The sequence below is a fragment of the Streptomyces sp. NPDC090045 genome (assembly GCF_044747975.1).
In the GTDB taxonomy this organism is placed as follows: domain Bacteria; phylum Actinomycetota; class Actinomycetes; order Streptomycetales; family Streptomycetaceae; genus Streptomyces.
On record NZ_JBIVFA010000004.1, the window covers coordinates 378884 to 398394 of the forward strand.

Genomic DNA, 19511 nt, shown 5'->3' on the forward strand with positions numbered 1-19511 from the left:
ACAATGCGACCGAAGATCCTTCGGTTGTCATGTGCATTGTTGAGACACTGGCCTCAAGTCACAAGAGGGCATGGCGAGTTGGAGCCACCGCCGGAGGAGGGGTCCGCGGGGGCTCCGGAGGGCTCCGGATCTGACCGCCGCACGGGTGTTCCGCAGCGGACGCTTTGCCTCCTACGGTCTGAGCACCATGGGTTCCGGATCGGGAGGCAGCGTGAAGCGCGAGATCGACATCGACCAGCTGGTGGCGGCGATGAAGGCGGTCGACGAGGCGGGACGGCTCTTCGAGGAGGCGCGCGCCACGTACGAGGCGCGCGGCCTCAAGCGGAACAGCGACGACTTCAAGGTCGCCGGCGGCTCCGTCCAGACACTGCAGGGAGCCGAGGAGATGGCTCTCGGGACCCGGAAGTTCCTCACCGAGCTGGCGCTGGTCGTCGGCTACGCGACCGCGGGCTTCGAGGAACGCGTGGGCGGCAGATCGGCGACCGCCCGGACCGGATTCACCGGCATCTCCGGCGGCGGCGCCCGCATGGCCCGGCCGCTGCTCGAACCGACCGTACGGGGGCTGCGCCTGCTGCTGGACGCCGACTTCTTCGAGCCCGTCTTCAGGGCCGAGATAGAAGAGGTCCTGCAGGCGGAGAAGGCGACCTACCCCGATCCCTCGATGTTCCGCATCCCCGCGGCGGCGGACGGTGCCGCCACGGTCGGCCGTACGTCCTGACCCCCCGGGGTGCCGGGCCGAGCCGAGGGGGCGAGGCTGTGGGTATGCGTCATGCGCCCGTCGTCGTACACCGGATCTTCCCGTCGGGAGGCCGGCAGGTGACCCTGCGGACCGCGAGCGGAGAGCAGGCCCTCGGCCTGGCCCGCTCGGACGAGGACGTCATCGAGTTCCTGCGGCGGGCCGGCATGCCGGACCCCGACGAGGTGGTCCTCGGCGGCACCGAACTGGTGGAGTGGGACGCGGACACCCCCCACGTGTACGAAGCCGACCCACCCACCGAGGACCTCCCATAACCTGACCCCGACGCTCCCACCGGGACGCTCCCCACAGGACGCCGAACGCAAGGTGCCCCGGCCCGCCGACCCCCAGGGCGGCTCTGGCGGGGTGGGCTGGCGCGGCTCAAAGACCGGGGCTCCGCCCCGGACCCTCCCCCAGACTCCGTCCGGGGGGACCCCCACTCCTCAAACGCCGGAGGGGCTGGATTGTGCGGCGGGGCTGAAGTTTGCCGGTTGGGCAGGGGACGGGTGTGTGCAGGGGCGCTCCCCGCAGGGCGTCGAACGCAAGGTGCCCCGGCCCTCCGACCCCCCGACACGTTCGACGCCCGAGGAGACGCCCCGGAACACACCCGGCCCCACCCCTCCGACCCCGCCCGAGCGGCGCAGCCAACCGGCCCGGCCCAGGCCGCACCGATGCACCGGCCTCCGCATCGCACCCCGGCCGGCAAGGCCACCGCCGCGCCCGTCCCCACCCGCACCGCCGAAGCCCGCCGCCCCGGGCCAACCCACCCCGGCCGAGCGGCGCAGCCGAGCCGCAGCCGAGCCGCTCACGCCCCCCTGCGGTGGAGGGCGTCCAGCAAGGCCAGGTCCTCCGCCGTCAGGCGAACCGCGCCCGCCGCCACGTTCGCCTCCAGGTGATCCGGATCGCCGGTACCGGGGATCGCCAGCACGTGCGGCCCCCGCTGCAGGGTCCACGCCAGCCGCACCTGTGCCGGGCTCGCGCCGTGTGCCCGTGCGACGGCGAGCACCTCCTCCTGCTCGGCCCCGCTCGCGCCCGCCTGCCGCCCGTCGCCGGCGATGGAGTAGAAGGGGACGAAGGCGACCCCCAGTTCGCCGCAGGTGCGCAGGAACGCGTCGTGCTCGGGCCGCACCCCGATCCCGTACATGTTCTGCACGCACACGACCGGCGCGATGGCCCGCGCCTCGTCGAGGTGTGCGGGGGTGACATTGGAGATGCCCAGATGACGGACGAGCCCCGCCTCGCGCAGCTCGGCGAGCGCCCCGAAGCGCTCGGCGATGGAATCGGACCCGACGACGCGCAGGTTCACCACGTCGAGGTGGTCGCGGCCCAGCTGGCGCAGGTTCTCCTCGACCTGGCCGCGCAGCTGCCGGGCGGTGGCATGGGGGATCCACGCGCCGGACGGGTCCCGGCCCGGCCCGACCTTGGTGGTGATGACGAGGTCCTCCGGGTAGGGGGCCAGTGCCCGGCCGATCAGTTCGTTGGCGGAGCGCAGGGGGGAGAAGTAGAAGGCGGCGGTGTCGATGTGGTTCACCCCGAGCTCGACGGCCCGGCGCAGCACGCGGATCGCCCGGCCCCGGTCGCTGGGCACCGCGTCGTCCGCGAACGCCTCGCCGCGCTGCGTCAGACGCATAGCGCCGAACCCGATCCGGTTGATCTCCAGGTCGCCGAGTGTCCAAGTACCTGCCGCGGCGGCCGCGGTCATCATCTGTGAGGGTGAGGTCATGCCCAGGATGTTCTCCGCCGTATAGGCTGCCGGGCCATTGATTAGGACATGTGTGAATCCTCGGGGGAGGGCAGGGCGGTGCTGGCGGAGCTGACGTTCTCGGTGAGCGATCTGGCGCAGATGCGGTTCGCCGTCTCGCCGATGTGGGAGGTCGGCCCGAGCTTCCGGCTGCTGCGCTCCGGCGCCGCGTCCCCCGTACACCGGCCCTGGATCGCACAGGTGCGGCCACGGCTGGCGGCCGCCGGCCTCGACCGGGGCTGGCTGGCCGAGCTGATCCCGCCCTCGGGGTACGTTCCCGATTTCCTCAATCCGGCTCCCGCCGGGCCGGCTCCCGCCCTGGCGGAGGAACTGGCCGGGATCCGGGCCTCGCCCACCGCACAGGTGCGCCGGGACCTCGACCGCCTCCGGCGCGAGCAGGGCGGTCTCGGCCCCCGGGCCCGGAGCCTGTACGCCGAACCGGAGGCCCGCCTGGCGCGGGTCGCCGAGGAGATCGAGACCTACTGGGAGCTGGCGCTGGCGCCCTACTGGGCGCGGATCCGCGCCGTTCTCGACGCCGACGTCTTCCACCGGGCCCGGCAGGTCGCCGAGCACGGCGCGGGCCGGCTCTTCAACGATCTGCACCCGTCGGTGAGCTGGGACGACAACGCGCTCCGGCTGGCGCGCCGGCACCGGCCTCTGTCCCGCGGGACGGCGGGCGCGGGCCTGCTGCTGATCCCCTCGGTCTTCACCGGGCCGGTCCCGTTCACCCGCGTGACGCCGCCCGAACCGCCGCAACTCGCCTACCCGGCGCGCGGTACGGGTGCGCTCTGGGAACCCAGGCCCGCCGCCCGGACCGAGGCCCTTGCCGCCGTCCTCGGCCGCTCCCGGACCCTGCTGCTGGCCGAGCTGGAGTCCCCGGCGTCCACCACCGAACTGGCCCGGCGCACCGGGCTCTCGGCGGCCGGGGTCTCGCAGTGCCTCACCGCGCTGCGCGCCGCGGGATTCGTCAGCGCGCACCGGGCCGGCCGCTCCGTGCTCTACGCCCGCACCGCGGTCGCCGAGTCCGTCCTCGCCGAATCCTCCGAGGAGCGGTCCGCGCCGGTCCGCCCGCCCCACTCGTCCGGGTGATCACCTTTCGCCACCCTCGATCCGTGCTGCGACATGTCGCTATAAAGGGGCCGTCATGTTGATCAACTGATGGGCACTCATCATGCTGAAGGCCGCCCTGCAGGTCCTCGCCGCCGCCTCGCTCGCCTCCGCCGCCACCATCTCCCCGGCCACCGCCGCACCTTCCGCCCCCGCACCTTCAGCCCCGGCACGTGCCCTCCCCGCGCCAGGCCTCCCCGCACCCGGCCTCCCCGCACCCGCCCCGGACACCGGCCCCTGCGGGCCCGTGGCCGAGTTCGACTCGTGGGACTGGTTCAGCACCACCACCAACCCGTTCATCGCCTACGCCGTCGAGGCCGCGGCGAAGGCCGAGAACTGGCACTGGCGCGTCGACGACAACACCCTCTGGCGCGGAGACACCCGCGAGAACGTCGAGGACCTCTTCCGGGCGGGCTTCACCCCGCGCGGCGACCAGCTGACCCCGCTGGCCGAGTACATCGTCAAGGGCGGCGGCCAGACCAGCGCCCACCTCAGCACCAGTTGCGAGAAGTGGGTGGCCGAGAAGTTCGCCACCTACGGCGCGGCCAAGACGGGATGGGTCTACGAGATCGAGGCCCCGGGCGGCATCGACGTGAACTCCACCGCCTGGGCCAACCAGTACGAATCGCCCTACCTCTGGAACAAGGAGATCGACTTCCCCGGCGGGGTCGAGGGACGGTTCATCAAGCAGGCCTGCAAGATCCGCCTGATCGGCACCGACCCGGTGACCAAGGTCAACAGCTACGAGAACCTCGGCTGCAAGGACAACCGGGGCTTCGCACCCTTCCGCGCGGCCGACGAGCCGGCGCCCGGCCGCTGAGGCCGGGGGCCGGCCGGGCACTTCCGGGCGGTGGCGGGATCACCGGGGGGAGATCCCGCCACCGCCCGCCCCGTGCGTTCAGGCCGGGCCGTCCTTGAGGGTGCGGCCGAACTGCTCGTCCAGGACGGACAGGCGCCGCCAGTACTCGTCCTCGTCGATCTCGCCCGAGGCGAAGCGCCGCCCCACGATCGCGATCGGCGAGTGCTCGCCGTACGCCGCCGCCCGGTTCTGCCACGGGGCCCGGCGGCCGCGCCACACGGTGCGGCGCAGCACGGTGACGACGCCGATGACGACCGCCGCCCAGATCAGCGGGAAGAACAGCACCCACGGGCCCGGCCCGTCGTACGCGAGGGTGGTGAAGGTGTTCATCTCGGTTCAGCTCCTCGGAATCGTGGACTCTTCGTCTCACTCCGAGACTGGCTCCGGGAGGGGTGCCGGGTCGTCGTACGGCCGGCTGCACCGGGGGTACTTCCCCGGGAGTACGGCCGCGGGCGCCGGGTCAGCCGCGGGCACCGGGTCAGCCGGGTCAGCCGAGCCAGCCGGGCCGGACCAGCCCGGACTCGTAGGCCAGGACGACCAGCTGGGCGCGGTCCCGGGCGCCGAGCTTGACCATGGTCCGGCTGACGTGGGTCTTCGCGGTCAGCGGGCTGACGACCAGCCGGCGGGCGATCTCCTCGTTGGACAGGCCCATGCCCACCAAAGCCATCACCTCCCGCTCCCGCTCGGTGAGCCGGCCCAGCTCCGCCGCCGCGGCCGGCTGTTTCGAGCGGGCCGCGAACTCCGCGATCAGGCGGCGCGTGACCCCGGGGGACAGCAGGGCGTCGCCCGCGACCACCGCCCGCACCGCGCGCAGCAGTTCCTCCGGCTCGGTGTCCTTGACCAGGAAGCCGGAGGCACCGGACCGGATCGCCTCGAAGACGTACTCGTCGAGCTCGAAGGTGGTGAGCATGACCACCTTCACGGCGGCCGGCCCCTCGTCCTCGGTGATCCTGCGGGTGGCTTCGAGCCCGTCCAGCACCGGCATCCGGATGTCCATGAGCACCACGTCGGGCAGCAGCTCCCGCACCAGGCGCACGGCCTCCGCACCGTCGGCGGCCTCGCCCACCACCTCGATGTCGGGCTGGGCGCCGAGCAGTGCCCGGAACCCGGCCCGGACGAGGAGCTGGTCGTCGGCCAGCAGCACGCGGATCACGCGCCCTCCCCTTCCCCGCCGGCCGAGGCCGTCAGCGGGAGCCTCGCGACCACCCGGAAGCCGCCGTCCGGAAGCGGTCCGGCCTCGATGCCGCCCCCCAGGGCCGAGGCCCGCTCGCGCATCCCGACGAGACCGTTGCCGCTGCCGTCCGAGGCGCCGCCCGCGGCCGGGCCCTCGTCCTCCACGCGCAGTTCCAGGGCGCGCGGCCGCCAGACGAGGCGGATGCGCGCCGTGCGCGCACCGGAGTGCCGTACGACATTGGTCAGCGCTTCCTGCAGGATGCGGAAGGCGGCCAGATCCACGCCGGGCGCCAGCGCCCGGGCCTCTCCCTCGGCCGTGACGTCCACGGTGAGCCCGGCCGCCGCAGCCTGCTCGACGAGCTCGTCGAGCCGGTCGAGGCCCGGAGCGGGGGTGCGCGGCGCCTCGCCAGGGGCGCGCAGGGTGTCGAGGACCTGCCGGACCTCGCCCAGGGCCTCCTTGCTGGCCGCCTTGATGGTGGTCAGCGCCGTACGGGCCTGCTCGGGGTCGGAGTCGAGCAGGGCCAGCCCGACGCCTGCCTGGACATTGATCACCGAGATGCTGTGGGCGAGGACGTCGTGCAGTTCACGGGCGATCCGCAGCCGCTCCTCGTCCACCCGGCGTCTCTCGGCCGCCCGGCGCTCGGCCCGCTCGCGGGCCCACTGCTCCCGGCGCAGGCGGACCAGCTCGGACACGGCCAGGATCGCGAGGACCCACGCGGTGATGGCCACCTCCTGCGACCAGGGCGCCGGCCCGTCCCCGGCGGGCGGGAGCCACCGGTACAGCCAGTGGCCGATCAGCAGGTGCCCAGCCCAGAGCAGGCCGACGGCGCCCCAGGCGGCCCGGCGACGGCCGGCGACGACGGCGGCGAAGCAGGCCACGGCCAGGCTGAGGAAGACGGGACCGTAGGGGTACCCGGCGCCGACATAGACCAGGGTGACCACGCTGACCGCGTACACCACGGCCACCGGATGGCGGTGCCGTGCCACGAGGAGGGCGGGCCCGAGCAGCAGCAGGAGCCGCGCGAAGCCGTCCAGCGCCACCCGCCCGCTCTGCGCGTGCGCCGCCCACCCGGCACCGACCTGAGCGAAGACGGCCACGAGCAGCGATGAGCGCCAGGCCGGGCCCCGCCCGGTCCGCTCCACCCACCTCCGCCACGGGGGACCCGGGCGCTCGCGCAGCTCGTCCATACGGCCACGCTAGACCGCACCCGCCGTCACCCGCGTCACCCCGGCGTAGCGTCTTGCGCGTACTCCCCAGGTAGTACGCGTAGGACGGCCCCGGAACCCTTCCGCCCGCGGGTCCTGCGGATGCGAGGCTCGTCCGGATGGGGGAAGCTGGGCATGATCTCAGCGCCGAGGCTGGGACCGACGGGCGAGGAGGACGTCGTGGACGCATCAGGAGACGGCCGGCGCGTCCGTGGCCCCTGGACCAGGGTGCGGACCGCCACCCTGCTCTGCGCGGCCGCGGCTCTCGCAGCGGGCACCGTACCGGCCTCCGCGCAGCCCCGGGCCCTGCCGGCCCCCACACCGGATCCGGTCGTGGTCGTTGACTGCTTCTCGAAGGCCCAGGTGCGCCCCGAGGAGTACCTGCTGGCCTGTGGCGACGGCAACAACCGCCTCGTACGGCTCCGCTGGGACACCTGGGGGCCGCAGACCGCGACGGCCACGGGCACCGACATGGTGAACGACTGCAAGCCCTACTGCGCGGCGGGCCGCTTCCGGTCCTACCCGGTGACGGTGACCCTCAGCAACCCGGAGCCCTGGCCGGACCGTCCAGACCTCCGGCGCTTCACCACGATCCGGCTGCTCTACACGGACACCGCCCCGGCCCCGGTCCCCAAGGACGTGAGCTACAAGCTCGTGTACTGACGGGCCCCGGCGCGGCAGCGGCCGCGCCGGTCGGGAGGGCGCCGCCCTCCCGTTCAGCCCAGGCAGTCGGAGACGAGCTCGGCGAACTCCTCCGGGGTGAGGACCGTGACGCCCAGCTCCGCCGCCTTGACGGCCTTGGAGCTCGGCTTGCCGCTCGCGGCCGGCGCGCAGACCAGGTAGGCGGTCCTGGAGTTGACGCTGCTGCCCGCCTTGCCACCGGCCTTCTCGACCAGTGCGTTCATCTCCGAGCGCGCCATGTTCTCCAGCGGTCCGCTCATCTTGCCGGTGACGACCACGGTCTTGCCCGCCAGCGGGCCCTCCACGGCCTCCCGCGGCTGCTGCGGCTCCGTCATGTTGACCCCGGCCGCGGCCAGTTTGTCGATGACCGCGGCCAGCGAGGCGACCTGCTCGACGACGACCGGGGCCTTCTCCGGCCCGATGCCCTCGACTTCCTGCATCGCGGCCGCGTCGGCCTGCCGGACGGCGTCCATCGTGCCGAAGTGCGCGGCGATGCGGCGGGACATGCTGCGCCCGGTGCCGAGCACGCCGAGGGCGCAGAAGACGCGGCTGAGCGGGCGGGACTTGGCCGCCGCGATCTGCTCGGCCAGCTTCGCGCCGCGCTTGGCGCTCCCGGACGCGGCGGTGAGCTGCTCCTCGGTCAGGGTGAACAGGTCGGCGACGTCGGTGACGTCACCGGACTCGATCAGGGCGTTGACGTACGTCCTGCCCAGGCCGTCGATGTCGAGCATGTCGCGTCCGGCGGCGTACTCGATCAGCGCGGGCAGCGCGCACCCGGAGCCCTGCGCGCAGCGCCACCGCTCCTGTTCCTTGTTGATCTCCCCGCCGCAGTTCGGACAGGCCGTGGGCAGCGGCACCTCCTGCGCCCCGGCCGGGCGGCGGCCAATGACGGCGGCCTGCACACGCGGGATGATGTCGCCCGCCTTGTAGACCGTCACGGTGTCGCCTATGTGGAGGTCGCGGCGGCGGATGTCCGCGGGGTTGTGCAGGGTGGCCCGGGTGACGGTGGACCCGTCGATGTCCACCGGTTCGAGGACGGCCGTCGGGGCCAGCACGCCGGTCCGGCCCACGTCCCAGACCACGTCCTTCAGCACCGTCTGCCGCTCGACCGCCGGGAGTTTGAAGGCGATCGCCCAGTACGGGAACCTGCTGCCCAACCCGGCCGCTGCCTGCTCGGCCACGTCGTTCGCCTTGATCACGACCCCGTCGATGCCGAACGGCAGGCCGGGGCGCAGCGCGGCGATCTCGTCGACCTTCTGCTGCGCCTCGGAGAGGGTCGCGACCACGTGCAGACCGGCCGGCGTGCCGGCCGTGGTCTGCACACCGGCCTCGGCGACGGCGGCCAGGACCTCGGCGTGCGTGGCCCCGGCGGGGACGAAGCCGACGCCGTCGAGTTCGACCGCCCCGTACGCCCAGAACGTCATCGCGAGGCGGTAGGGGCGGTCCTTCGCGCGCAGGGTGCCGGCCGTGCCGTTGCGCGGGTTCGCGAAGACCTGCGCGCCGTGCGCGGTGCGGACCTCGTTCGCGGTCTCGAACTGCGCCTGCGTGAACAGGACCTCGCCGCGCACCTCGAACGTGGCCGGCACGGGCAGGTGCCCGGGCAGGCCCTCGATGGTGCCGATGACGTGGCTGACGTCCTCGCCGTGCGTGCCGTTGCCGCGGGTGATGATCTGCTCCAGCCGCCCGGCGCGGTAGCGGGCGGCGACGGCCGCTCCGTCCATCTTCGGCTCGACCGTGAACCCGCCCGCGGGCGCGTGGCCCAGACGGCGCTGGAGCGAGGCCTCCCAGGCGACCAGGCCCGCCGGGTCGAAGACGTTGTCGAGGCTGAGCAGCCGGGTGGTGTGCGCTATGTCGCCGACCGGGGCCGCACCGTCGCCGACCAGGCCGGTCGGGGAGTCCTCGGCGACCTCGTCCGGGTGCTCCGCCTCCCAGGCGAGCACGGAAAGGCGCAGCCGGTCGTAAGTGGCGTCGTCCAGCGAGGTGTTCTCCCCGCCGTAGTAGGCGTGGGACGCCTCGCGCAACTGCTGCAGCGCGGCACGGTAGTCGGCGTGGCCGGACAGGCTGGGCAGGCCGGGCATGCTGGACAGCGCCTCTTCGGCGGGAAGGATCGTCATGAGGTGATCCTCTCCCGGGGGTCTGACAATGCCCTGGGGCCGGCAACGGTGGCAGCCCGCGGCGGGTGATCGGGTCCCGGGGCGGTGCGCCGGCCGCGGAATCGATGGGTCCGCCTCCGTGGTGACGGCGCGGGCAGGCTAGATTGCACCGGGCCGGGGCCGTCCCGGACGTCCGCCCCTGGCGGCGATCGGTCGGCGCCCTGCCGTAAGTTGTCCCACGGCCCGCCGGGCCAGGTCGGGCAAAACAGGCGAGAACGGGCAGGAGTGGGCAGGGCATGGCGCGACGCGAACGTGCGGAAACGGGCCGGGGCGTCACCTCCGCCACGCCCGCGGTTCCGGGCTCCGAGATAGCCGCGGCGGCCGACGGCGGACTCGCGGCCCGGGGGTGGCTCCGCCTCGGGCGGGACGGCCGGCTGACCGCCTACGCGAGCTGTTCCGAGGGCCTGGTGCGCTGGACCGAGTCGGCGCCCGGCTCGGACCTCTGGCAGGGTCCCGACCTCTTCCCCGTGGAGGGCTGGGCGGGCCGGTTCACCCTGGCCCAGGATTCCGGCGGGTTCGTCTGGTTCGCCGGCACCCGTCACCGGGACGGGGCGCCGGGCGGCCGCGAGTTCGTCATCGCCGCCCAGTACCAGACCGGACGCCCGCTCAGCGACTGGCGTGCGGTGGGCAATCCCTTCCCCGAGCCGGAGGGGGAGGCGGAGTCCCAGCCCCCGCCGGGGGACCCGATGGTGGTGCCCGACGGCTCCGGATCGCTCCACGTCGTCGCCACCCGGTTCGGGGTCGGCGTACGGGGCCGGACCCGCCATGCCGACGGTAAATGGGATGATTGGGCTGATTATCAAGGCAAATGGGTGCGAGGCTCGGTCGCGCCCCTCGTCACCGCCCAGGGGCGGGCCGAGTTCCTCGCGCCCTTCCGCGGCGGCGCGGCGTACTGGGGCCAGGACGGTCCGGGGAGCGGCTTCAGGTGGCTCGGGCGCATGGAGGCCGATGTCGTCGAAGGGACGTACAGCGCCTACGAGACGGGCCCCGGCAGGGGTACCTACTTCTGGCGCCACCCGGCGGACGGCAGCGTCGTCGCCTACCGCCCCCTGGTCCCCGCCGGCGCGCCCCGCGCGCTGATGCCGCTGGGCGGGGCGGGTGGTGCCGGCCCGGTGGGCGTCGTCCGTGCGCGCATCAACGGCTACGACTGCACCGTCCTGCTGCAGCGGGGCGCCGGGGGATGTCCTGAGATCGCCGCTTATCCCACGGAGGGTGAGCAATACGGCGCTTGGTGGGCCCCTGTGGGGGAGCGCTGCGCCGGGCTCCCGGCCATCGCGCTCGACGCCCGCGGCGCGGTCACGATCGCGATGATCGACACCGACGGAGGGCTGTGCGTCGCCCGGCAGGACCTCATGGACGCGGGCCTCGCCTTCGGCTCCTGGTGCCGCGTGGGGTGACCTAGCTCACCGGGCGTGCGGGTGTTCCGACTGGTGACGGTCCGTCCCTTCGTGGGTCACCCCGAACCGGAGGGGAGTTCGTGCGTCCGGACTCCCGTGCCGGACATCACTCATTCGCAGGCGTGAACCTTCGGGGGGCTTGCGCCCTTGTGAATAGTTGCTCGCCGTTGCGCAGTTGCCCTACGCTGCGCACACCCTGTGAGGCTCGTATAAGTGTGCGGGCCGGGGGTTGGGGGAGGCGTCGAGTGTGCGGGGAGCGGTGGTGACCAGATTCAGGGGCGGGTCTGGCGGCGCGTCGCGGCGATTCCCGGCGCACTGTGAGAAGTGTGTCTACCAAGGAGTTCTCTGAGTGGCAGGTATGCCCCGCCTGAGCGTCGTCGTGCCCTTTCAGGACGTCGAGATCTATCTCGAGGAGTGTCTCGAGTCGATAGCCAGGCAGACGTTCCGCGACCTTGAAGTGATCATGGTCGACGACGGCTCGACCGACTCCTCGACCGCGATCGCCGCGGACTTCGCCCGCCGGGACCCGCGGTTCCGGCTGCTGCGGCAGGAGCCGATGGGACCGGGCCACGCCAGGAACGTCGGCATCCGCGCAGCCCACCCCCAGGCGGATTTCCTCGCGTTCGTCGACGGCGACGACGTGATCCCCGAGTACGCCTACGAGTTGCTCGTGCGGACCCTCGAAGCCTCCGGCTCCGACTTCGTCTCGGGCAACGTGCAGATGATGAACTCCACCAAGAGGTGGCAGTCCCCGCTGCACAAGGCGCCCATGCGGAGCAGCAAGCGCGGTACGCACATCACCAAGCTGCCGGACCTCATCTACGACCGCACGGTGTGGAACAAGGTGTTCCGGCGGTCCTTCTGGGACTACCACTACATCGCGTTCCCCGAGGGCGTGATGTACGAGGACTCCTGGGTCAACATGTTCGCCCACTTCCGGGCCGCCAAGGTCGACATCCTCACGGACATCGTCTACTTCTGGCGCCGGCGCGAGGGCGGCGCCGCGCCCTCCATCACCCAGCGGCACACCGAGTTCAGCAACCTCCGGGACCGTGTCGCCGCGGTGCAGTCGGTCAGCCGCTTCCTCGCCGGACACCGTGCGCGGTCCTACTCCGACCACAAGCGCAAGTACGATCTCGCCTGCCTGAAGTCGGACTTGATGCTGCACCTGAAGGTGCTCCCGGACGCCGACGAGGAGTACCGCGACGCCTTCATGCGGTGGGCCAACGAGTTCCTGGACGAGGCCGACGCCGACATCATCCACGAACTGCCCGCCGACGCCCGCGTCAAGTGGCTCCTGGTGCGCGAGGGCCGGCTCAAAGAGCTGCTCGACGTCGTCGAGTTCGAGCGCAAGGGCGGCCCCCTGCCCGTTCAGAGGCGCTTCCACCGCTACCTCAACTACCCCTACCTCGGCGACCGTTCGGTCGGAATAGACAAGAGCGCCTACCGGCTGGACAAGGAACTCTCGCTGCACGGGTCGCTGTCGTCCGCGCGCTGGGACGACTCCGGGCACCTGACCCTCGAAGGGTCGGCGTACGTCCGCTTCATCAACGTGCACAAGCGGCACATGTCGATGAAGGCGATCGCCCTGCGGAACAAGAAGCAGGGCAGGGTGGTCGTCGCCAAGGCGAAGACGACCTACTACCCGCAGGCCACCGAGTACTCCCAGCAGAGTCGCTACTGCTACGACTGGTCCGGATTCCAGGTCCGCTTCGACGTCTCCCGCCTCAAGCGCAAGGGCGAGTGGACCGAAGGCACCTGGGACGTGGCGGCCGGCGTGCTCAGCCGCGGGCTGTTCCGCTACAAGGGCATAGCCAGGGGCGGCGCGGGCAGTGCGGCCAACCCGCCCTACCAGTACGTGGAGAAGAACACCCGTGTCATACCGCTCTTCATGCAGGGCAAGCTCAAGCTCCGCGTGGAGAGGGTGCGTTGCCGCATCACCCGGCACCGGATCGCCGGCGACCACCTCGAGCTCCGAGGCGTCTACCTCGGCCCCAAGCTCCCCGAGTGGGGCAAGTTCCGGGTCACCAGCATGGGCGGCGCCGGCCGGCACGACGCGTGGGTCCACTTCCAGCCGGGTGGCGAGGGGTGGTTCACCTTCGTCACCCGCATCCCGGTCAAGGCCCTCGTCCCAGGTCACCGCACCCATTCCTCCGACGGGGTCCCGGAGTCCTGGAACACCGGCGCGAACGGCTGGAAGACGACCCTGCACGTCGAGGGACGCAAGGCGGCCATCTACCCCGTCATGGCGGAGGACGCCACCGACGGCCACTACCGGATTCCGGCCGGGCTGCAGACCGAGCGCGCGGACCGCGAGGTCTTCGTGCACCGCAACGGCTCCGGCTACGTGGTGCTGTTCGAGCGGGACACCCTGCCGCTGGCCAAGTCCGCCACCTGGCGCGAGGACGGCTCCCTGGAGGTGGCCGTCGGCTACGCCGGACAGGACAGGCTCGACGCCTCCGAGTACGCCGCGGCGCACATCGTCGTACGCTCCAGGGCCCACGGCGCGGAGCGCGTGGTCCCGATCACCTGGTACGGCGAGGAGTTCCGCTTCGTCGTCACGCCCGCGGCGATGCACTCCCTGGCCGGACAGGTCCCGCTGGCCGCCGGCCGCTGGGACTTCTTCCTGCGCCGCCAGGACCCGTCCGCCGTCAGCGCGGAGGACCGCTCCAACGACCTCATGGTCAAGATGACGCAGGAGCTGATCCCCGCCTTCCCCAGCGAGATGACCAGCAACGAGCGGCGCTACGAGCTCCAGGCCGAGGCCTACGACCGGCTCTCGCTCCTGGTCCACTCGGCCATGCCGGACGAGGCCCGCGGTCCGTACCGGCAGAAGCTGATGCGCACCAAGACGTACCCGGAGGCCCGCCGCAAGCCGGTGACGCAGGCGGTGCTGTTCGACGCCTTCAAGGGGACCCAGTACTCCGACAGCCCCCGTGCGCTGCACGAGGAGATGGTCCGCCGTGGCGTGGACCTCGAGCACCTGTGGGTGGTGCGCGACGACCAGGTCGCCGTTCCGCCCACCGCACGACCCGTGCGCATGTGGTCCCCCGACTGGTACGAGGCCATGGGACGGGCCCGGTACATCGTCGCCAACAACCACCTGCCCGACTGGTTCCAGAAGCGTGACGGCCAGGTCGTCGTACAGACCTGGCACGGCACCCCGCTCAAGCGCATCGGGCACGACATCGAGGCCGTGCACTTCGCGGACAAGCGCTACCTGGAACGCGTGGAGAAGGAGGTGCAGAACTGGGACATGCTGGTGTCCCCGAACAGCTTCAGCACCCCGATCCTCAAGCGGGCCTTCCAGTTCCCGGGCGAGATGGTCGAGAGCGGCTATCCGCGCAACGACGTCCTGCGCCGGGCGGACTCCGGCCGGCGGGCGGCGGAAGTGCGCCGCCGCATCGGCCTCCCGCCGGGCAAGAAGGTCATCATGTACGCGCCGACCTGGCGCGACGACCAGTTCTACGCACCCGGCAAGTACAAGCTCGACTTCCGCATAGAGCTCGACGATGCCAAGGCCCAGCTGGGCCACGACCACGTCCTGCTCGTGCGGCGCCACCCCAACGTGGTGGACCCGGTGCCCGGCGCCGGCGACGGCTTCGTCTACGACGTGTCCGACTACCCGGACATGGCGGACCTCTCCCTCATCACCGACGTGATGATCACGGACTACTCCTCCCTGATGTTCGACTTCGTCAACACCGGGCGGCCCATCCTCTTCTTCACCTACGACCTGGACCACTACCGGGACACCCTGCGCGGCTTCTACTTCGACTTCGAGCAGTCCGCGCCCGGTCCGCTGCTCTTCAGCTCCCCCGAACTGATCGGGGCGATCCGCAACATCGACCGCATCCAGCACGGCTACGCCGCCCGCTACCGCTGGTTCCAGCAGGAGTTCTGCGATCTGGACGACGGCTACGCCTCGGCCAGGCTGACCGACCGCATCCTGATCGCCGGAGGGGACCTCGACCCCGCGCGGGCCCAGGCACCGGCCGTCGGCGCGGCGGGCGGCCGGGCACAGGGCCAGGCAGGCCAGCCGGGCCGGCCGGGTCCCTGGAACGGAGGCACCCTCGGCCAGGTGCCGCGCCAGCCGGTGAGAAGAATGGATTCCGAGCATGTCTAAGGCAGCCCAGAACGCGCGTCGCGTCTTCACCGGCGTGGACACCGCCGGGGCGGTGCCCATCGAGTACCGGTTCTCCCACGCGAGGAACGGCAACCGCCACCTGGTCGTGGTCTTCGCGAACTTCACCGCGCCGGGCGAGTACGGCTGGTCGAACGGAGTGCTCGACAAGGTCCGGTCGAACATCCTGTGGGTCCGCGACCTCTTCGACGGCGCGAACACCTACTACCTGTGCAAGGGGATGGACTTCTCCCTGGAGCAGTCCGTCGCCGGGCTCATCTCGCGCGTCATGAACGCGCTGTCCCTCTCGCCGGACGAAGTCACCATGTTCGGCAGCTCCAAGGGAGGCAGCGCGGCCCTGTTCTTCGGCCTCAAGTACGGCTTCAGGAACATCGTGGCCAGCGTGCCCCAGTTCCTGATCGGGACGTACGTCAAGGAGGGCATACCCGGCGCGGCCAAGGTGATGATGGGCGAGGTGACGGAGCAGAACGTGCGCACCCTCGACTCGGTCCTCCCGGACCTGGTGCGCAGCGGCGCCAACCACGCGGCCAACATCTACCTGATCACGTCGCCGCAGGACGAGCAGTACAAGCGGCAGGTGGAACCGTTCCTCGGGCTGTTCCAGGGGCGGGAGAACTTCAACTTCGTCTACAACGACTCCTCCCTCATCACCGACCACGGGAAGGTCACGCTGCGCAACCTCCCGACGATCATGGGGCTGCTGAACCTCCTCGTCGACGGGATCACCCCCCGGTTCGGCATGGTCCGCAACGGTTTCGAGCAGCCGGAGCGCGACACCTCGGCGATCGACGCGTACCTGACGCAGACCTCGCAGGTGCGGGGCGACTCCTTCCCCAAGCCGGTGGTGCTGTCGCCGGCGCCGGAGGAGCGGGTCCCCGCCAACACCGTCCGCTTCACGGGCACCGCCCAGGGCGCCGTACGGGTCAGCTTCTGGCAGGACGGCAAGTACCAGGGCGCCGCACCCGTCGCCGCCGACGGCACGTGGGCCTGGGAGCGCACCAGCCCGTGGGCCAAGGGCAGACACGTCGTCAGGCTCTTCGGCGCGGACGCGAACAACTACCAGACCGAGCGCACCGAGGTGGTCTTCACCGCCGTGGAGCACGCGTCCGAGCCCCTGCCCGAGTACGTACCGGCGCCTCCGCCGCTGCCGAGGCCGGCCCAGCCCCTCACGCTCTCGGTGACGGCCCCGGCCGCCCACCAGCAGGTGCAGGGCCCCGCCGTCGGATTCGCGGGCTACGCCCCCGGCGCCGTACGCGTGGACTTCCAGGAGGGCGGCGTGAGCCTCGGCACCTGCGACGTGCGGTCCGACGGCAGCTGGATCTGGGAGTCGGGCTGGGCCTGGAACGAGGGCGACCACTTCGTCGAGGCCATCGCGGTCGACGCCGTGGGCAACGCCTCTCCGTGGACGGCCGTCCCCTTCACCACGCTGAACTCCTACACCGTGCCCACCCAGCAGGGAAACTACTTCAACTCGCGCTACTGACGCCGGGATCGGCGGAGGGAGCGGAGGGAGTGGCCGACGGAGCCTCGGCCGGACGGTTCACCCGCATCACCAGGGCCCGGTGGTCGGAGGCCTTGGTGTCCACCACCTCGCAGCCGGAGCGGGGCAGCTGCGTGAAGAGGTAGTCGATCTTCGTGCCGTCCTTGTGGGTGGCCTGGCCCTTCCGGGAGTCGCCCTTCTGGCCGCACTCGCGGTACGTGGTGTAGGCCTCCGACGGCCAGATCCAGGCGGAGGTGTTCCGGCTGCCCACCGGCGGCGGGGCGTTGAAGTCGCCGCCGAAGACCGTACGGGCGTCGGTCGCCGCGGTGGCGACCAGCGAGCTCAGCTGGTCGTCGCGGAAGTCCCAGTCGGGGTGCTCGTCGTCGCTCTCCCGCAGCGACAGGTGCGCGTTGCACACCCGCAGCCCCTGGGCCGGGACCCGCGCGCACAGGATCCCGCGGTGCAGTCCCACCGTCGGCTGCTCGGTCGGGACCAGCTCCACATCGGTGAGCCGGGAGGCGGCCAGCAGACCGTAGCCGGCCCGGCCGCGCCCCTCCCCGGTGCACTCGACGGCGGTGCGCCGACCCGCCGCGTCCACATCGGCGTACGGCTCGAAGACGGAGTGCCACTCCGGGCCCAGGCGCACGGCCGAGGACAGCAGGTCCTCCGAGCACACCTCCTGCAGGAGCAGGACGCGTACGCCGGATTCGCCGACCAGGTCGCGCAGCTGCTGGAACTTGTCCTTCGGGCTGCCGGTCTCCTCACAGCTCCACTGCCGCACCCCGCACATGTTCCAGGTCGCGACCGAGACCTCGTCCCCGCTCCCGGCGCCCGCGACCGAGGCCGGAGCCTGCACGGACGTGCACGCCACCACCGAGGTCAGCAGGCTCAGGGTCGCCGCCGCGCGGCCGAACCGGCGGCCGGACGGCCACCGCCCGGTCTCCTTGTGTCTCTCCATGCGGACATCATTGGGTATCCGCCGGTCAGACCGTGCATCGGCCCGGGATCTGGGCCGCGGAGAGTTCGCGGACCGTGGACATGTCGCTGAAGGGGAGCAGTGCCTCGCCCACGATCTGGTAGGGCTCGCTGCCCTTTCCGGCGATCAGGACCACGTCCTCGGGACCCGCGGCCGACAGGGCGAACCCGATGGCCCGGCGGCGGTCGGCGAAGCGCTCGAAGGGGGTGCCGGTCGCCACGAGGCCCGGGGCGACCTGGTCCAGGATGGCCTCGGGGTCTTCGTTGCGGGGGTTGTCCGAGGTGAGGACACAGAGGTCGGAGTGGGTTCCGGCGATCCTCCCCATGTCGGCCCGCTTGGTGGTGTCGCGGTCCCCGCCGCAGCCGAAGACGGTGACGACCCGGCCGCGTGCGAAGCCGCGGATGGTGGTCAGGACCTTGTCCAGGGAATCCGGCGAGTGGGCGTAGTCCACGATCACGGAGGTGCCGATCGGGGTCCGGAAGCGTTCGAACCGGCCCGGTACGGGAGGCATCCCGCCGAGTGCGTCGACCAGGGCGCCCAGGTCGTGGCCCAGGACGTGACAGGCGGCCACGGTGGCCAGCGCGTTGGCCACCGAGAACTTCCCCGGAACGGGGATCGACGCCGGATACGCGCGCCCGCCGTGGTGGAGGGTGAACCGCGTGCCGGAAGCACTCACGGCGAGGCCGGTGGCCCGGTAGTCCGCCGGGGTGTCGATCGCGTACGTGGTCACCGCCCCGGGCATCATCGACCGGATCCCGGCGCCCACGGGATCGTCGGCATTGACCACGGCGTGCCGGCACAGGCCCTGGAACAGCCGGAGTTTGGCGTCGCGGTAGTTCGCCATCGTGCCGTGGTCGTCCAGATGGTCCTGCGTCAGATTGGTGAAGACGCCCACGTCGATGAAGGTGCGGTCGACCCGGTGCGTCAGCAGGGCCATCGAGGTGGCCTCCAGCACCACGCTGCCGGCGCCGCGGTCGCGCATGTACCCCAGCAGGTACTGCAGGTCCGGCGACTCCGGAGTGGTCAGCACCGAACGCGGCATCGGAATCGGCTCGTCGCCGATGCGGCTGCCGGCGGTCCCGATGACCCCCACCTTCGCGCCCTCGGAGATCCGCAGCGCGGACTCGACCATGTACGACACGGACGTCTTGCCGTTGGTACCGGTGATCGCCACCATGTCCATCCGCCGCCCGGGCTCGCCGAAGTACCGCGAGGCCACGACCGCGGCCGCCCTCCGGGTGTCGGGCACGCGCACGGCGCAGGCACCCGGCGGCCACACCGACGCCGGAAGAGCCGGCTCCCGGCCGTCGACGAGTACCGCGGCCGCTCCGCGGGCGAGTGCGGGCGACACGGACTCCGGTCCGCCCTCCCGGTGCCCGGGCACGGCGATGAACAGCGAGCCGGGCATCACCCGGTCCGCGTCGAACGTGGTTCCCGCGGTGATCGACGTCGTCTCCGGGTCACCCCGGAGTACGTGGTGCTCCTGCCCGGCCAGCAAATCGCTCAGCTTCACGATGATCCCTTCGAGGGGGCTCGGCCCGGGCGTGCGGCCGTAGCCAGGCGGCAGCGCCGGCGGAATGCCGGGAAGCTGCGGTGGTGACGTGGAGCGGGCGGGCGATCGTCCCGCGAGAGGAGGACGAGAAGGTGGCCCGGCAGGAGAGCCCGGCCACTGCGTGGAGCAGCGGCGCGCCGGGAGGAGGAAGGCGCTAGCCGTGGCCGTGCAGGGCGACCCGACGGGTCTCGGGCGCCCCGACGTCAGCCAGGGCGGCGGCGGGGGCGACGGCGGCCGGGCGCAGTCCGGAGGCGGCCCGCTGCGGGCACTGCCTCGTCGAACCCGTGCGACCCATGGCCCGAGTGT

Annotated in this window: 16 protein-coding genes; 8 read left to right on the plus strand and 8 right to left on the minus strand. The window is 72.0% G+C overall.

Annotated elements, in window-relative coordinates; all coding sequences use genetic code 11:
• Positions 1-211 precede the first annotated feature (211 nt).
• Together ACIPYQ_RS13980 and ACIPYQ_RS13985 are read left to right on the plus strand one after the other, a co-directional pair.
• Positions 212-718 carry a hypothetical protein gene (locus ACIPYQ_RS13980; protein WP_361769677.1) on the plus strand — a complete coding sequence of 169 codons (507 nt, stop codon included), beginning with the start codon at positions 212-214 and terminating at the stop codon, positions 716-718.
• A gap of 44 nt (positions 719-762) precedes the next feature.
• Positions 763-1011, plus strand: coding sequence for a hypothetical protein (locus ACIPYQ_RS13985; RefSeq protein ID WP_401250173.1), 249 nt, complete (start codon positions 763-765; stop codon positions 1009-1011).
• Positions 1012-1541: 530 nt separating this feature from the next.
• Here the strand turns inward: ACIPYQ_RS13985 and ACIPYQ_RS13990 are convergent.
• A complete protein-coding gene (locus ACIPYQ_RS13990) occupies positions 1542-2459 on the minus strand; it encodes an aldo/keto reductase (protein WP_401250176.1) in 918 nt (305 codons plus the stop codon).
• A 48-nt stretch (positions 2460-2507) separates the two neighbouring features.
• On the opposite strand from ACIPYQ_RS13990, the gene ACIPYQ_RS13995 reads away from it, so the two are divergent.
• On the plus strand, positions 2508-3566 hold the full coding sequence (locus ACIPYQ_RS13995) for a helix-turn-helix domain-containing protein (protein WP_401250178.1): 1059 nt from the start codon (positions 2508-2510) through the stop codon (positions 3564-3566).
• Between the two features lie 82 nt (positions 3567-3648).
• Positions 3649-4404, plus strand: coding sequence for a hypothetical protein (locus ACIPYQ_RS14000; protein ID WP_401250180.1), 756 nt, complete (start codon positions 3649-3651; stop codon positions 4402-4404).
• A gap of 78 nt (positions 4405-4482) precedes the next feature.
• On the opposite strand, the gene ACIPYQ_RS14005 is transcribed toward ACIPYQ_RS14000, so the two are convergent.
• The 3 genes from ACIPYQ_RS14005 to ACIPYQ_RS14015 form a co-directional block, all read right to left on the minus strand.
• The gene (locus ACIPYQ_RS14005; RefSeq protein ID WP_401250183.1) at positions 4483-4773 is read right to left on the minus strand and encodes an SHOCT domain-containing protein; all 291 of its coding nucleotides are present in this window, start codon (positions 4771-4773) and stop codon (positions 4483-4485) included.
• 157 nt (positions 4774-4930) lie between these two features.
• A complete protein-coding gene (locus tag ACIPYQ_RS14010; protein ID WP_401250185.1) occupies positions 4931-5596 on the minus strand; it encodes a response regulator in 666 nt (221 codons plus the stop codon).
• A complete protein-coding gene (locus ACIPYQ_RS14015) occupies positions 5593-6804 on the minus strand; it encodes a sensor histidine kinase (RefSeq protein WP_401250187.1) in 1212 nt (403 codons plus the stop codon). Before ACIPYQ_RS14015 ends, ACIPYQ_RS14010 begins: the two co-directional genes overlap by 4 nt.
• A gap of 198 nt (positions 6805-7002) precedes the next feature.
• Between ACIPYQ_RS14015 and ACIPYQ_RS14020 the strand changes: the two genes are divergently transcribed.
• Complete coding sequence (locus tag ACIPYQ_RS14020; RefSeq protein WP_361769054.1) at positions 7003-7485, plus strand: hypothetical protein; 483 nt, start codon at positions 7003-7005, stop codon at positions 7483-7485.
• 53 nt (positions 7486-7538) lie between these two features.
• On the opposite strand, the gene ligA is transcribed toward ACIPYQ_RS14020, so the two are convergent.
• On the minus strand, positions 7539-9617 hold the full coding sequence (gene ligA, locus ACIPYQ_RS14025) for an NAD-dependent DNA ligase LigA (RefSeq protein WP_401250190.1): 2079 nt from the start codon (positions 9615-9617) through the stop codon (positions 7539-7541).
• A gap of 275 nt (positions 9618-9892) precedes the next feature.
• Here ligA and ACIPYQ_RS14030 point away from each other — a divergent pair, with 275 nt between their 5' ends.
• From ACIPYQ_RS14030 to ACIPYQ_RS14040, 3 genes are all read left to right on the plus strand, one after another.
• Positions 9893-11053 (plus strand): hypothetical protein, encoded by a 1161-nt coding sequence (locus tag ACIPYQ_RS14030; protein ID WP_401250193.1) that lies wholly within the window; start codon positions 9893-9895, stop codon positions 11051-11053.
• A gap of 358 nt (positions 11054-11411) precedes the next feature.
• On the plus strand, positions 11412-15179 hold the full coding sequence (locus ACIPYQ_RS14035; protein ID WP_401250851.1) for a CDP-glycerol glycerophosphotransferase family protein: 3768 nt from the start codon (positions 11412-11414) through the stop codon (positions 15177-15179).
• Positions 15172-16680, plus strand: a complete 1509-nt coding sequence (locus tag ACIPYQ_RS14040; protein WP_401250195.1) for a hypothetical protein — start codon at positions 15172-15174, stop codon at positions 16678-16680. The genes ACIPYQ_RS14035 and ACIPYQ_RS14040 overlap by 8 nt, the downstream gene beginning before the upstream one ends.
• Here the strand turns inward: ACIPYQ_RS14040 and ACIPYQ_RS14045 are convergent.
• The 3 genes from ACIPYQ_RS14045 to ACIPYQ_RS14055 form a co-directional block, all read right to left on the minus strand.
• A complete protein-coding gene (locus ACIPYQ_RS14045) occupies positions 16664-17635 on the minus strand; it encodes an endonuclease/exonuclease/phosphatase family protein (RefSeq protein ID WP_401250197.1) in 972 nt (323 codons plus the stop codon). The genes ACIPYQ_RS14040 and ACIPYQ_RS14045 overlap by 17 nt on opposite strands.
• Before the next feature lie 25 nt (positions 17636-17660).
• The gene (locus ACIPYQ_RS14050) at positions 17661-19166 is read right to left on the minus strand and encodes a UDP-N-acetylmuramoyl-L-alanyl-D-glutamate--2,6-diaminopimelate ligase (RefSeq protein ID WP_401250199.1); all 1506 of its coding nucleotides are present in this window, start codon (positions 19164-19166) and stop codon (positions 17661-17663) included.
• A 193-nt stretch (positions 19167-19359) separates the two neighbouring features.
• A complete protein-coding gene (locus ACIPYQ_RS14055; protein WP_361769042.1) occupies positions 19360-19500 on the minus strand; it encodes a hypothetical protein in 141 nt (46 codons plus the stop codon).
• Positions 19501-19511: the final 11 nt, after the last annotated feature.